This window comes from Mesorhizobium sp. WSM4847 (assembly GCF_055811335.1).
This window is the reverse complement of record NZ_JBVVPY010000007.1, coordinates 158,914-172,491: the sequence shown is the minus strand read 5'-3', so window position 1 is coordinate 172,491 and position 13,578 is coordinate 158,914. Positions and strand designations below refer to the sequence as shown.

Below are 13,578 nucleotides of genomic sequence, written 5' to 3'. Positions count from 1 at the left end.
CGCCATGCCTGAACCCTGTATCATCGCTGTTGCGATCACCGGCTCGCTGCCGCGCAAGGAAGACAATCCTGCGGTGCCGATCAGCGTGGCCGAACAGATCGAGTCGACCCAGGAAGCCTTTGAAGCAGGTGCGTCGCTGGTGCACATCCACGTGCGCAATGACGATCAGAGTTCATCGTCTGAACCAACGCGCTTCGCTGCCGTTCAGGCGGGGGTGCGTAGGCACTGCCCCGGTATGATCGTCCAGTTTTCGACCGGCGGGCGCGGTCGTGATCCTGCCGCGCGTGGCTCGGCACTTTATCTGAAGCCGGACATGGCCTCGCTCTCGACCGGTTCGGTCAACTTCCCATCCATCGTCTACGAGAACCATCCCGCCCTGATCGGTGATCTCGCAACCGCGATGAAGGCAAATGGCGTGCTGCCCGAGATCGAGATCTTCGACCTCTCGCACCTTCACACTGCCAGGCGGCTGGCCGACGCGGGACTTTTGGGTGAGCGCCCGCACATCCAGTTTGTCATGGGCGTGCAAAACGCACTGCCTGCGGAGGAGAGATTGCTCGATGTGCTCCTCGGGGAAGCGAAACTCCTGTTTCCACAGTCCACCTGGACAGCGGCCGGAATAGGCCGCAACCAGACGATCGTAATGCAATGGGCGTTGGCGCGCGGAGCAGACGCAGTGCGCACCGGACTTGAGGATAACATCAGGATCACCAGGGAGCGCCTGGCGCGCAGCAACGCCGAGCTTGTCGAACGCGCGGCGGCCTCAGTCGAGAAGTTTGGCCGGCGCGTGGCCACCGTCAACGAGGCGCGCCAAACGCTTGGTCTGGCGTCAGGATCGTAATTCCTGGGCCGCAACTTCGCGCCGCGCTGTCGGACCTGTTGCGCCTTGGCAATGTCCTCGTCGATCCTTCAAGCGTTGCGGCTTCGGCGGCAGGTGAGGGCGGAGCCACATCATGGATGGAAAAAACCGCCCCGGAATCTGGTCCGGCTGGAAGGGGACTGGGAGGGCTGGATCGGATCGACTTCTTTCTCGATGGAGTCGGTTTCGACACACGGCTTGCAACTTTCACCCGCAATAGCCTGACGAGTGGGCCTCACGGCTCGCCCAGCACATCGGCAGCCCAGGCCCGCTCAAACCTGGCTTCAGCCTCGTGCTGGACGTTTCGAACGCTGGCGATGTCAGCGGCTTCGTATTCGCAGATCATGCGCAGCCGGTCGGATGACCAGTAACTACGGATCCAGCGGACATCGTAGAGGTCGAGGCACGGCGCCATCCGCGCCTCCACCGCGTCGAGTTCTTGCTGGGTGAACGGGGCTTCAAACGTCCGCTCGACGATTATGCGAGGCATGGTGCTCTCCTGTTCGATGGCTCGTTCAAGTTTGAGGGCCCGGCGTGGGTGCCGCCGTTGGAACGCTGCGCGCCGGTTCGGCAGGATGGCGCAAAACTGCTCGCGCCCTCGCGCTGAAATCCTCAAGCTCGATCGACGCCCGGCAATCGTCGTCGATTTCCGCTGCCGAAGAACGGTTGGCGGCCGCGCTGAGCAGGGCCTTGGCAATGGCGATCTCGCAGCGCCGGCGGATCTTGGAGGCGACTGCCAGTGCCTCGCTGGCGTGGAGCCGGACTTGCTCCATTCGGCCGGCACGACAGTAAAAACTCGCGGCGCTGTTGAGAGCGTAAGCCAGGTAAGACTTGTCGTCGGCGGCACGAAGCCGCGCCAAGGCGCTCTCCAGCGCCTCGTCGGCTGCATCATCCGCCGTCATGACGGCAGCAAGCGCCTGCAGGGCATCGACGAAAGGCGTCTCCTCCCCAATCCGTGCGGCAACCGACCGTAGCTCATCACAGCGGGCGTGCATGTCGGCATATCGTGCCATTTCGAAATGAAGCGTCGCCAGCCAGGTCAGGCATTTGTACTCGCGCCAGCGGTCTTCGCTTCGGCGCGCCAGGGCAAGAGAGCGCGCAAGATGCACGGCGGCTTGATCCTGCCGCCCGTCCCATCGCTCCAGCAGCCCGCTGGCCCAATGCAGTTCGCACAACTCTGTACCAAGCGACTGCGCGATATCGCCGGCCTCCGCGATCAATTCGCGCGCGCGCGCGATTTCTGTCTCCAGCTCAAGCAGGCAGCGAGCCGTGTTGGCGAGCTGATGCGCCTGGATCTTGCGGTCAGCGTTGCGCCCTATCTCGGCCGCACGAAGCGTGCTGGCCTCGGCCTGCTCTATTTGTCCGGCCTGCTGATGGAGAATGGAAAGCAGATAGTGCCCTGTCGCCGCGGCAGCCTGCAGCCCTTGTTCCTCCGCTGCGGTGGTCGCGTCGGCGATCTCGTCTTCAATGGGCGGAAGTGATCGCAATCCGGGACCAGTCGCGGCAAGAACGCGGATCTTGAGCAGCGCAATCCGGGAAACCAGCTTCTCCGGCGCTTCCGGCAGCCGCGCGACATGCCGCAGCCCTCGCTCGGCCAGGCCGGCGGCCTCGGCATTGGCGAAGAGCCGAAGGGCCCGCTCGCCGGCGACGATGCAAGCTCGTGTTGCCATCTCGTCATCCTCGGCGAGCACGGCGTGATGAACGAGATCGGCCGCAGCATCACCGCCGCGCTCCGCCGCCGGTCGAAGCGCGCGCGCGATATGTCGATGCAACAGCTTGCGCCTGGGATGGGACAAGCTGCGGTAGGTGACTTGCCGGACGAGGTCGTGGGTGAAGTCATAGGCGTCGCCGCCTGCCGGCCGCACCAGCCCGCGCCGCTCAAGCTCCCCCAGTGCCGTCAGCAGCCCGGCAGCATCAAACGGCCCCAAGCGCGCAAGATCCTGCGGCGTGAAGGTGCGGCCATGCGCCGCAGCCCAGACCAGGGTTTCGCGCACCTGGTCGGTCAGCCCAGCCAGTTGTCCTTCTATCAGGGCTTTCACGGTACGGCCGGGGCCGGCATCCCCGCGCAGGTGAGCGCGGGCAAGTTCAAGCGCAAACAGCGGATTGCCATCGCTCGCGGCGACGATTTGAGCGGCGTCGAGAGCCGGGTCGAGCCGCCGGACCAGCTCTGCCGTGTGCTCGGCGCTCAACGTATCGAGTTCGATCTCCGTCAGTCGGCCATCGCGGACGAGTGAGCGCAGCACCCGCGATACTGCAATGTTGTCTTCGACTTCTCCAGAACGTGCTGCGCAGGCGATGACCAGACCGGGGGCTGCCTCCGTCCGGCGAGCAACATAGTGAAGCAGCGACGCGGACGCATCGTCGAGCCACTGGACGTCGTCGAGGGCAATACCCACCGGCTCGTCGGCGGCGAGCCCGTAAAACACGTCGACAATGGCGTCGAACAGCTGAGTGCGATCCCCGACCCCGCCTTCGCCGCCTCCAAGCTCGGGGAGCAGCGGGCCGAGAACCGAAGGCAATCCATGGCGCGGTCGCTGCCGCTGGACCGAGCGCAGGAGATCGATCCAGATGCCATAGGATCGTGCCGTCTCGGCTTCGAATGCGCGCGCGCTGAAGGCGCGCCCGCCGGCAGCGGCCACCCGTTCGCTGAAATAGCCTAGCATGTGGCTCTTGCCGACGCCGGGCTCTCCAGTCACAAGGATGACATCCTGGCCGCTGTCGGCTGCGATCCCGACGAGGCGATCGATGGTTGTGCGCTCGGCGTCGCGCCCAACCATGGGCCCGGAAGCCGCAGGCCGCAGGGCGTCATCAAGGGGTCCCCTGGCTGCACCGGAAGGTGCGGCTCGGGCACCTGCGATTGGGCTCGGTCGCAGCGCCTGCCTCGCCGCCTTCAGGTCTTCGCCTGGCGGCGCGCCAAGCTCGGCTTCGAATATGCGGCGCGCCCGCTCGTAATGAACGAGCGCGTCGTTGGTCCGGCCCAACTTCCCAAGCAGCCGGACCACCGCAGCATGACCGGCTTCGGATAGCGGGTCGGCCGCAACAAATGCGTAGGCATAGGGCAGGGCATCCGTCGGGACGTCTTCCAGTCGCGCGATAAGCGCGGCGAGAACCCTGAACCGGAGCTGGCTCATCGCCTCCCGCTCCGCTATGCACCATTCCTGGTAGCGGTAACAGAGCGGCAGATCGAGCCCGTCGAGGAACTCGCCTCCAAACAGCGCCACAGCCTCGGTCAGCACCTCGGTGGTCGCGGTGGCGACGTTGCTTGCGGCAAGCGAGCGCACGACCGCATGGTCGACCAGCGCATCGCCAAGCTCGATGTCGACCCGCTCACGATCCGCCACGAGCCGAGCTCTGCTGCCGTCGCCGAGCAGCGCGCGGATCTTGCTGAGGCTCCAGCGCAACTCGGCGCGCGGATCGTCCGGTCCGTCCCAGAACAGATCGCAGAGCCGTTCACGCCGGTGCACCTGACGGGTGGCAATAAGATAGCCAAGAAGCGCGCGCGTTTTGCGGGAGGCGGGTAAAGCAAGGGCCTTCCCGTCGGCGCCGACAAGCTGGAGCTCGCCGAGCAGACGTACCCGGAGCGGGATGGGACGTTGCATTCCTGGCCTGCCTGCGCTGCCTCGAGATAATTCGACGCCGGTTTCCACGGGCGCTCCCACGATTGTCGGCAAGTTTAGCCGTGAACCCGGTCTTGCGAAACAGCCTTGAGGAGCCAGCCGATGACAACGACAACGGCGACGAAACCATTCGATCCTGCACAACACAAGGAGACGACCCTCGACCAACGGCGGGCTGCCGCCGCCGCCAACCGCGAAGCCACCATCAACAAAGCGATCGAAGCCGCTGATGTGGCGCCACACGGTCGTCTTTTCCTAAGCATGGATACCGGGATATCCGACTGGGGTGTGAAGGCTGGGGGGACTGAACATGAGATCATTCGCACCCGCCATCGCATTGGCGATTGCAGAAGCTGCTGCCGTCGCTGAAAGCCGGCGGCTATGTCTTCGTGTTACGGCACACCGACACCGACAGGACTGCTCACAAGAAAACCATTGCAGCTGAAGTGTAGTGGGAACATGCATCGGGAGTAGAGAAACCGCCATGCAAGCAAAAATTGCCGTCGTTCAGAAACCGCCGGTCTTTCTCGATCGCGAGGCGACCGTCGCCAGAGCCCTCGAGGCGATCGACGAAGCCGCCGATGCCGGCGCCACCCTGGTGATCTTCCCTGAAGCTTGGATACCCGGATATCCGACGTGGGTCTGGCGGCTGAAGCCCGGCACGGACATGGCGTTGTCAAGCGAGCTTCACGCCAGGCTGCGCAGCAACGCCGTCGACATCGAGCGAGGTGATCTTGAGCCTCTGCAGCAGGCCGCCAGCCAGCGTGCGGTGACGATTGTCGTCGGCCTGAACGAGATCGATAGTCGATTCTCGGGCACGACGCTGTTCAACACCGTGGTCGTGATTGGACCGGATGGCACGCTCCAAAACCGACATCGCAAGTTGATGCCGACCAACCCCGAGCGCATGGTCTGGGGAACGGGCGACGCGAGCGGCCTCAGAGTTGTCGACACGCCGGTTGGCCGCCTGGGGTGCCTGATCTGCTGGGAAAGCTATATGCCGCTTGCGCGCTACGCTCTCTACGCCCAGAACATCGACATTCTCGTCAATCCGACGTGGGACAATGGTGAACTCTGCCTCGCCACATTGCGCCACATCGCCCGCGAGGGCGGATGCTGGGTCATCGGCACGGCGACGGCAATGCAGGGCAGCGATCTGCCGGCAGACTTTCCCGAACGCGACCGACTGTTCAAGGCCGAAGAGTGGATCAACGACGGCGACGCCGTCGTCGTGAAGCCGGGCGGCGCAATCGCGGCCGGACCGCTGAACCGCGACAAGGGAATCCTGTTCGCCGAGATTGATCGGGAGGCGGTCGGCCGCGCCCGGCGGTCGCTCGACGTCGCCGGGCACTATTCCCGGCCGGATATTTTCTCGCTGTCGATCAGCCGGAAACCGCTTACACCCGTTGTGTTCACCGACTGAGCCGAGAGGGGCTGACGACGTTGCGCCGATTCCACGCGACGGCGGCATGACGCTTCGCTCGTCTGCCCTGCCTGGCTTAACGCGGTCGCCGCAGCATCGGGACGAGCGTTGGCGATGAACCGATCTGGATCGCGCCGAGCGGTTCGAAGCCGTGGCGCTGGTAGAACGGAATGTTGCGCGGGTTCGAGGATTCCAGATAGGCGGGCGCGTGATCGCGATCGCACTGCGCAAGCGCGTACGCCATCAAGGCGTCGCCGTGACCTTCGCCCTGATGCGCCGGGTCGACGCCGATCGCGGGCAAGTACCAATGCGGTTCGGTCGGGTGGTACTTGGCCATCTGCTCGAATATAGCGGCGACTTCAGGGGCAAGGGAGGGCGCAACCGTGCTCTCGACAAGCGCACCAAGCCCTTCCTCGTCGGGATGCACGCCGGGCGACAGCCACAGCGCCGTCCCGACGTAGCCATCGGTGCAAAAGCCGCTTCCGTTTGAGAATGCCCTTGCCCCGAACGCGCGAACCAGTCGCGGCATGGCCGCAAGGTACTGGTGTGCATGCGGCCAGGTCCATCGCGCCATGGGATCCGCTGCAAACGCCAGCACGATTGTTCCGATCGCCGGATCTTCATCGGCCGCGGCCATAACTCTCACTGTCGGCGATTTCATGCTGCCCTCCGAGTGACGCAGGTGGTTCGACGAGGCGCCCGCGCTCTCAACGGGTGCCGTACAAGCGGGCAGGAGTCCGTGATCAGGCAGTCCATCGGAACCCGCCCCACATCTGGCTACCATGTTTCGCCTCCAGCGTTAAGTTTATCTCCTGAGGCAACAAGTTGTTTCGAGCAACGGAAAGGAAACCCCGAGGAAGGAGACAGCAGCGATGACGAAACACAAGACCGGAACACGCGAGGAATGGCTCGGAGCGCGGCTCGCACTGCTCAAGTCGGAGAAACGGCTTATGCGGCAGAGCGACGAGCTGGCGCGACAGCGACAGGAACTGCCGTGGGTTCGGATCGACAAGGAGTATCTGTTGGAGACCGAGGAGGGCAGCGCCTCGCTCGCCGACCTCTTCCAGGGGCGCTCGCAACTCTTCGTCTATCATTTCATGTTCGGCTACGGATACCGGCTCACCGATGAGCGCCAAGGATGCACCGGATGCTCGTTGATCGCCGATCACTTCGACTGCGTCATCCCCCACCTGAACGGCCGCGACATCACTCTCGTTTGCGAATCGATCGCCCCGTTGCAGGAGATCCAGGACTACAAGCAGCAAATGGGCTGGCGCTTCCCGTGGGTTTCGTCGCTCGGGAGCGATTTCAAATACGACCTCGGCGCCGCCTTCACCGAAGAGCAGCAGAGAGACGGCGCCGACTACAACTATCAGCATGTCGACAGGGCCGAGCCGCAGAAGGAGGGAATGAGCGTCTTCGCGCTCCAGGACGGTGCCGTCTACCACACCTACTCGACCTACGCCCGTGGCACCGAGGCGTTTATGGGGGTCTACCGTTTCCTCGACCTGGCTCCGTGGGAAAGGAACGAGAACGGCCTCGAGTTCCCCCAGGCGTGGTGGCGCCGCCACGACGAGTACGGCAATCGCTGAGCGGCGAGTGCCATGGGCCCAACCGCGAATTACGGTGACAATGCACTATTTTCCTTTCTGCCTAGCCCACCAGCCGATCCGCGCCTGCGGTGGGCGCAGATCCGCCTCCTGAAGATTGTGCGCGACCGCCCTGCCGCCGGCCGGTTAGCCCGGCGGCATCTTCTCGAAGGTCTTCAGCGCGGTATCGATCTTGTCCCAGGGGAGAGCCCGGCTGCCGTAGGTGACAACGGTCGGATTGAACCGGCTCGGATCGTCGAGGCTTGCGGCATGGACCGTGATCGGGTCCGGCATGGCGGTGTACGTCAGGTAAACCGGGGTTCCGCAGACCTGGCAGAAGCAATGGATTTTGACATTTCCGTTGTCCGCCGCGACACGCCAGTCCGTCGTCGTGCCGGTGATGGCCACGTCCGCTCGCGACGCAAACGTCAGATAGGATCCATGACCGGTGCCGCTTCTTTTCTGGCAATCGCGGCATTGGCAGTGGTTTTCGAAGATCGGGGCTGCCTTTGCCTCGTAGCGGACCGCGCCGCACGCGCATCCGCCGGTGTAGAGAGTGCTCATCTGCTCGGTCCTTTGTTCTGGGTCAGGCCGCCAGTTCGGACGCGCGCGGCCTGGCGAAGACATCGATCGCCTGACCCGTTTCGAGGAAGGATTTCAGGCTGGAGAGGACGATCGGCCAACCCTTCTTGATGCCGTTCGCCATGCCGCTGCCGGCTTCGAGGTCGTCATGGCTGACGGTCAGCCGGACCATGGCCTCGTATTCCTCGAGCTCGAAGGTCACCCGGCTGTAGCTCGCCGGATCGGACGCCTGCGAAGCGTTTGCCCAGGTGATGACGAGACGGGTCGGCGGCGACACCTCGACGACCTTGCCGACGAGCTCGACGGTCCGTTCGTCATTAGCGCGGATGTGCTGCCAGCTCGAGCCGGGCTTCCAGTCGGAGACGTTCTCGTGGCCCCAGTAGCGCCGTGCGAGGTCCGGTTTGGTTATCGCCTCGAACACCTTTCCCGGTGTCGAGGCAATATAGGTCGTATAAGTAAAGCTGATCGTTTCCTTGGTCATTGCTACGCTCCTTTTGTTTCGCGAGCATAGGTAGATGGGGAAACCGGGTTCGTGTGAGTGACAATCTTGTCGCGAATGGCATCTGATATGAAAAAAGGTTGATGCATGAGGCGCTGGCAGCTTGCTCATGGACGGCATCTCGATCTTGGCGCGCAATCGTTGCTGATGGGGATTTTGAACGTCACGCCGGACAGTTTTTCCGACGGCGGAGAATTCCACCGGCCGGAGCGGGCGCTGCAGCAGGCGCGGCGCATGATCGGCGAGGGCGCGGCGATCATCGATGTCGGCGGCGAATCCACCCGGCCCGGCGCCGGCGCCGTTTCGGCGCGCGAGGAACAAGCGCGCATCCTGCCGGTCATCGAGGCGCTGTCGTCCGACGGCGGCAGCCTGGTTTCGGTCGACACCTACAGGGCCGAGACGGCGCGGCTGGCGGTCGCCGCGGGCGCGCATATCGTCAACGACGTGCATGGCCTGCAGCGCGAACCCGACATCGCGCAGGTTGCGGCGGAAACCGGCGCCGGCCTGGTCATCATGCACACCGGGCGCGGCCGCGAAAAACTGGCGGATGTGATCGCCGACCAGTTCCTGTTCCTGAACAGATCGCTGGAGATCGCGCGCGACGCCGGCATCCCGGACGAGCGGATTGTGCTCGACCCCGGCTTCGCTTTCGCCAAGGACGGCGAGGAAAACCTCGAGCTCATGGCTCGCTTCGGTGAATTGCGCGCGCTCGGTTTTCCATTGCTCGTCGGCACGTCACGCAAGCGCCTTGCCCGTCACCTGGTCGGCGGAAGTGACGAGGGGCGAGACGTCGGCACAGCGGCAACAAGCGTCATCCTGCGGCTGAAGGGCGCTGCGATCTTTCGCGTGCACAACATTGCGGTCAATCGCGACGCACTGGCATTCGCCGACGCGGTGCGCGAGCGCGAGACCGGGGAAGAGATCAGGCGGGCTCGGTGACGACGCCGATCCGCCGATAGACGAATTGTTCGTCGTTCGAAGGAATTGCCGCAGCACGCTGGGCTTCGTCGATCAGCATGGCCATGCGCGCATGGATCGGCGATTTCGCGCAAGCCGGGTCCGTCGCGGCGGCGTCGCCGGCAATCGCCATCGCCTGGCAGCGGCAACCGCCCCAGTCGATCTCACGCCGTTCGCAGCTGCGACAGGGCTGCTGCATCCAGTCGGTGCCGCGAAAGGCGTTGAATGCCGGCGAATCGGTCCAGATTTCGGCCAGGCTGCGCGGGCCGAAGCGCTCAAAACTGAGCGACGGGATGGTCTGTGCGGCATGGCATGGCAGCACGGTGCCGTCCGGGGCCACCATGAAGGCGTCGCGCGCCCAGCCGCCCATGCACGGCTTGGGATAGATGGCGAAATAATCCGGCGTGACGAAATCGATGTTCATGATGCCGGTGAGCCGTTCGCGCGCCGCCGCGACGATCTCCGCCTGACGGTCGACCGCAGCGCGCTCGGGCATCAGTTGATCGCGATTGGTCAGCGCCCAGCCGGCATACTGCACGTTGGCGATCTCGAGCCGCTCCGCGCCCAGAGAAAGCGCCAGGTCGATGAATTCCGGCACTTCCTCGATGTTGTGGCGATGGATCGGCGCGTTGATGGTAAGCGGCAGGCCGGCAGCGCGCGCGCGGCGTGCCGTCTCCAGCTTCTTTTCGTGGCCGCCTTTGTGATTGCCGATGCGGTCGGTGGTCGCCGGCCGTGCGCCTTGAAAGCTCAGCTGCAGATGGTCGAGCCCGGCTTCGGCAAACGCCTCGATGCGGCCTTCGGCAATGCCGACGCCGGCGGTGATCAGGTTGGTGTAGACGCCGCGTGCCGAAAGCCCGGCGATCAATTGCTCGAGGTCGCGGCGCAGCGTCGGTTCACCGCCCGACAGATGCACCTGGAGAACGCCGAGATCGGCGGCCTGCGAGAACAAGTCGAGCCAGGTCTGCGTATCGAGTTCGCGATTGGCCTTCAGCAATTCGAGCGGATTGGAGCAATACGGGCATTGCAGCGGGCAGCGATGCGTCAGTTCCGCCAGCATGCCGATCGGAGGGAGAAGGGGCTCGCTCATAGTTTTACCAGCAGCTTGTCCGACCATTCTTGCAGGAAGGCGACGACGTCGGCCGCCACGGCCTCCTGTTCGGCGTCATAATCCGCGGCAAGCTCGGCGATGATGTGGCCGACCGTGGACCGTCCATCGCAGCGGCGCAATATATCGAGGCTGATGTCGTTCGGCCAAAACACCTTTTCCGGCGAAAGCACGGCGAATGCCTGCCGCACGGGATCGTACTGTATGCGCACGTGCTTCGGCAGCGACGGCACCGATCGCGGTGAAACCAAAGCTCTTTCGCGCAGCGCCATCATCGGACTGGCTCCGGACGGAAGGCGCCGGGAGGGATGTTTCCCGGCTGGCCATAGGCGTGTTGAAGCGCGTCGAGCATGGCCCACAGTATATCGCATTTGAACACCAGCGCATCGATCGCCTGCTGCTGGCGTTCCGCCGTGTCGGCATGGCCGAGCACGTAGGCGAGGGCGAAGTCGGCGTCGCGCGAGGCCTGTTCGGGCCGTCGGCTGAAATAGGCCAGCGTATCCTCGGTGATGTAATCGTATTTGGCCAGCATCGCCGGAACCCGTTCGCCGATGATGAGCGGCGAGAACATCTCGGTCAGCGACGAGGCGACCGCCTCGAACAGCGTCCGGTTCGTGCAAAAGGCGAGGTAGGCGCCGACCGCGAAACGTGTCGCCGGCAGCGCCAGCCTTTCGCTCTTCACGTCATCGGCATCGAGGCCGAGCGAGGTCGCCAGATGCAGCCAGCGCGCGATGCCGCCGCTCCAGCCGTCCTCGCCGTCATGGTCCTCGATGCGTTTGCGCCAGGCGGCGCGAAACGCCGGGTCCTGCGCATGTGCGAGGATCATGGCGTCCTTGCGCGGGATGACGGCCTGGTAGCAATAGCGGTTCAGCGCCCAGGCCTGCATCTCGGTCCTCGACAGCGCACCGCTGGTCATCCTGTGGTGGAAAGGATGGCGGTTGTGATAGCGCTCGGCGCCGACCTGCCGCAGCACGGCTTCGAGCTCGCTGGAGGACAGGCCGTTCCTGGCCGCGTCGTGGAAATCACTCAAAATTCCATCTCCATCCCATCGCGGGCGACTTCCCAGCCAGCCGCTTTGACCGCTGCGTGCTCGGCCGAATTCTCGTCCAGAACCGGATTCGTGTTGTTGATGTGGACGAAGACACGGCGGCCGATCCCCACATCGGCCAGGCCGGCGATCGACCCCTCGTCTCCCGACATGGCCAGATGCCCCATGCGCGCACCGGTCTTTTGGCCGACGCCGGCGGCAATCATCTCGTCGTCGGTGTAGACCGTGCCATCGAACAGGACGCAGGCGGCATCGGCCAGGCGCGTGCGCAGGGCTGCATCGATGCGCGCGCAGCCTGGGATGTAGAAGACGGAGCCGTGACTGCCGGCACCGCCGATACGGACGCCGATCGTGTCGCCGGCGTCGGAACTGAAATTGGCTTCCGGCCGGCTTCTTTCCTCGAGATAGAGGGCTACCTTGCCGGGCACGGGAAAACTCTCGACAGTCACGCCGGTGTCGTGGCCGTCTGCGTCGCATATCGCCAGTTCTTCGGCCGGCGGCAAGATGCGTCGCGGCACGAGCGCTGGATCGAGGACATTGAAGATCGAGTTCGCTTCCAGCGTCGCCAGCACCTGTGTCGTTGCGTAGATGGCGAAGGGCTGCCGCTCACGCAGGCTGAGCAGGCCGGCGACATGATCGACATCGGCATTGGTCAGCACCACCGCGCGGATGGGCGTCGAACGCAACGGCGCATCCTGCGCCGGCTGCAATTCAGGCGTTTGCGCAATCTGCTGGCGGATATCGGGCGAGGCGTTGAAGAGAACCCAGCCGGCCCCATCCACTGAGGCGGCGATGCTTGATTGGGTTCGCGAATGCACGCCAGCCATCCCGGTGCGAGCCGCGCGGCTCAGGCGATAGTTGCAATTCCACTGCGGGAAGCCGCCGCCTGCCGCCGAGCCGATGATCTTCAAGCGCATTGCAATGCCCGCTCTGCGGCCTGTTCAACCAACAGCAAATCAACCAACAGCAAATTTTCGACCGCGAATGGCTTCGCGCCCGCATTGAACGCATCAAAGCCTTTCACCAAGACCTCGCGCGAGATGGCAGTGCGTATCCCCGTTGCCGGGGACACGCACCTCTGCGGCCTACTTCTTGGGAGTAATTTCAGCAGGCAGATACCGCGAAATCTCGAAGCCCGCAGCAACTTGGCACATGGTCGGTTTTGTCCAGCTCTTCTTCATGGCATATCTCCTCTTCTACCAGCCCGAAGGGGCCGATCCTTTTCTCAGTCAACCATTGCTGGGCACCATTGCAATGGTCCGTCCATCAGCTCTCAAAATGGACAAATGAAACGGCAGGTTCTGAAAAGTCGAAAAACAAGAAAATAACAATGCGCATGCTCAATTGCTAATCACATAAGGCTTCCTTTCCTCCAGCGGAAGGTTGGCACGTTCCCATCCATCGGCGCCGGGCGGATACCAGAACACCGAACTGTAGCCCCATTCGATAGCCCGTTTTGCGGCGTTCCACGACATCCAGCAATTCGTCATGCAGTAGAACAGAATGGCACGCGACTTGTCGGGACCGGCTTCGGCCGCGAGGCCTTGGCGAAAATAGTTGGCGGTCTCCTCGGAGATAGCACCGTAACCGACATTGGCCAGCCAGGTGCTGCCTGGGATGTCCTTTCTGATCTTGGCTCTCCAAATCGTTCCCGCCGGCAAATTGGCCGGCTTCGGCGTGTTCGGCATGACGTCGAAGAACACCGCCTTCTTCTCCCGCCACAGCGCCTCCGCCTCCGCCGTCGTCACGACCTTCGCGCCCTGCAGCGTCTGCGGCACCGGCGCCCGATAGTCGTCCATCCGGTAGCCGCCGGGCTCGGCGATATCGCCAGCCCACATCGGTTCGGTCAGACCGAGAAGGCCCGCAGCGACCAGCAAAATCGTCTCCTTTCCCTTCATG

Annotated in this window: 16 protein-coding genes; 6 read left to right on the top strand and 10 right to left on the bottom strand. The window is 63.9% G+C overall.

The genetic code is table 11. The features are described from left to right. The first annotated feature begins 4 nt into the window (after positions 1-4). Positions 5-841 carry a 3-oxoadipate:acetyl-CoA acetyltransferase gene (locus tag AC0L28_RS12640; RefSeq protein ID WP_023797662.1) on the top strand — a complete coding sequence of 279 codons (837 nt, stop codon included), beginning with the start codon at positions 5-7 and terminating at the stop codon, positions 839-841. A 253-nt stretch (positions 842-1,094) separates the two neighbouring features. On the opposite strand, the gene AC0L28_RS12635 is transcribed toward AC0L28_RS12640, so the two are convergent. Together AC0L28_RS12635 and AC0L28_RS12630 are read right to left on the bottom strand one after the other, a co-directional pair. Beyond that, on the bottom strand, positions 1,095-1,349 hold the full coding sequence (locus tag AC0L28_RS12635; protein WP_128180888.1) for a nickel-binding protein: 255 nt from the start codon (positions 1,347-1,349) through the stop codon (positions 1,095-1,097). Between the two features lie 25 nt (positions 1,350-1,374). Further along, entirely contained in the window at positions 1,375-4,458 is a 3,084-nt protein-coding gene (locus tag AC0L28_RS12630) for an ATP-binding protein (protein WP_473477718.1), read from the bottom strand. A gap of 120 nt (positions 4,459-4,578) precedes the next feature. Here AC0L28_RS12630 and AC0L28_RS12625 point away from each other — a divergent pair, with 120 nt between their 5' ends. Continuing rightward, positions 4,579-4,845: a hypothetical protein gene (locus AC0L28_RS12625; protein WP_473477715.1), complete on the top strand. Its 267-nt coding sequence runs from the start codon at positions 4,579-4,581 to the stop codon at positions 4,843-4,845. 115 nt (positions 4,846-4,960) lie between these two features. After that, the gene (locus tag AC0L28_RS12620) at positions 4,961-5,899 is read left to right on the top strand and encodes a carbon-nitrogen hydrolase family protein (protein WP_473477712.1); all 939 of its coding nucleotides are present in this window, start codon (positions 4,961-4,963) and stop codon (positions 5,897-5,899) included. 76 nt (positions 5,900-5,975) lie between these two features. Here the strand turns inward: AC0L28_RS12620 and AC0L28_RS12615 are convergent, their stop codons facing one another. Further along, positions 5,976-6,560, bottom strand: a complete 585-nt coding sequence (locus tag AC0L28_RS12615; protein ID WP_128246272.1) for a GNAT family N-acetyltransferase — start codon at positions 6,558-6,560, stop codon at positions 5,976-5,978. 211 nt (positions 6,561-6,771) lie between these two features. On the opposite strand from AC0L28_RS12615, the gene AC0L28_RS12610 reads away from it, so the two are divergent. Beyond that, a complete protein-coding gene (locus tag AC0L28_RS12610) occupies positions 6,772-7,491 on the top strand; it encodes a DUF899 domain-containing protein (protein WP_473477710.1) in 720 nt (239 codons plus the stop codon). 144 nt (positions 7,492-7,635) lie between these two features. On the opposite strand, the gene AC0L28_RS12605 is transcribed toward AC0L28_RS12610, so the two are convergent. Next, positions 7,636-8,052 (bottom strand): GFA family protein, encoded by a 417-nt coding sequence (locus AC0L28_RS12605; RefSeq protein WP_473477708.1) that lies wholly within the window; start codon positions 8,050-8,052, stop codon positions 7,636-7,638. A gap of 22 nt (positions 8,053-8,074) precedes the next feature. Further along, positions 8,075-8,551, bottom strand: a complete 477-nt coding sequence (locus AC0L28_RS12600) for an SRPBCC family protein (protein WP_128173356.1) — start codon at positions 8,549-8,551, stop codon at positions 8,075-8,077. Between the two features lie 105 nt (positions 8,552-8,656). On the opposite strand from AC0L28_RS12600, the gene folP reads away from it, so the two are divergent. After that, entirely contained in the window at positions 8,657-9,508 is an 852-nt protein-coding gene (folP, locus tag AC0L28_RS12595) for a dihydropteroate synthase (RefSeq protein WP_128173355.1), read from the top strand. Here the strand turns inward: folP and pqqE are convergent. From pqqE to pqqB, 4 genes are read right to left on the bottom strand one after another with little or no spacing between them, the layout of a single operon-like run. Then, positions 9,492-10,613, bottom strand: a complete 1,122-nt coding sequence (gene pqqE, locus AC0L28_RS12590; protein ID WP_128173354.1) for a pyrroloquinoline quinone biosynthesis protein PqqE — start codon at positions 10,611-10,613, stop codon at positions 9,492-9,494. The two genes, folP and pqqE, sit on opposite strands and share 17 nt — an antisense overlap. Then, complete coding sequence (pqqD, locus tag AC0L28_RS12585; RefSeq protein WP_128166389.1) at positions 10,610-10,906, bottom strand: pyrroloquinoline quinone biosynthesis peptide chaperone PqqD; 297 nt, start codon at positions 10,904-10,906, stop codon at positions 10,610-10,612. Before pqqD ends, pqqE begins: the two co-directional genes overlap by 4 nt. Further along, positions 10,903-11,661, bottom strand: a complete 759-nt coding sequence (gene pqqC, locus AC0L28_RS12580; RefSeq protein WP_473477705.1) for a pyrroloquinoline-quinone synthase PqqC — start codon at positions 11,659-11,661, stop codon at positions 10,903-10,905. The genes pqqD and pqqC overlap by 4 nt, the downstream gene beginning before the upstream one ends. Further along, positions 11,658-12,596, bottom strand: coding sequence for a pyrroloquinoline quinone biosynthesis protein PqqB (gene pqqB, locus AC0L28_RS12575; RefSeq protein ID WP_473477702.1), 939 nt, complete (start codon positions 12,594-12,596; stop codon positions 11,658-11,660). The genes pqqC and pqqB overlap by 4 nt, the downstream gene beginning before the upstream one ends. 235 nt (positions 12,597-12,831) lie before the next feature. On the opposite strand from pqqB, the gene AC0L28_RS12570 reads away from it, so the two are divergent. Next, the gene (locus AC0L28_RS12570; RefSeq protein ID WP_287171242.1) at positions 12,832-12,969 is read left to right on the top strand and encodes a hypothetical protein; all 138 of its coding nucleotides are present in this window, start codon (positions 12,832-12,834) and stop codon (positions 12,967-12,969) included. Positions 12,970-13,019: 50 nt separating this feature from the next. Here the strand turns inward: AC0L28_RS12570 and AC0L28_RS12565 are convergent, their stop codons facing one another. Then, positions 13,020-13,577, bottom strand: coding sequence for a PQQ-dependent catabolism-associated CXXCW motif protein (locus AC0L28_RS12565; protein WP_128173351.1), 558 nt, complete (start codon positions 13,575-13,577; stop codon positions 13,020-13,022). Position 13,578 lies beyond the last annotated feature (1 nt).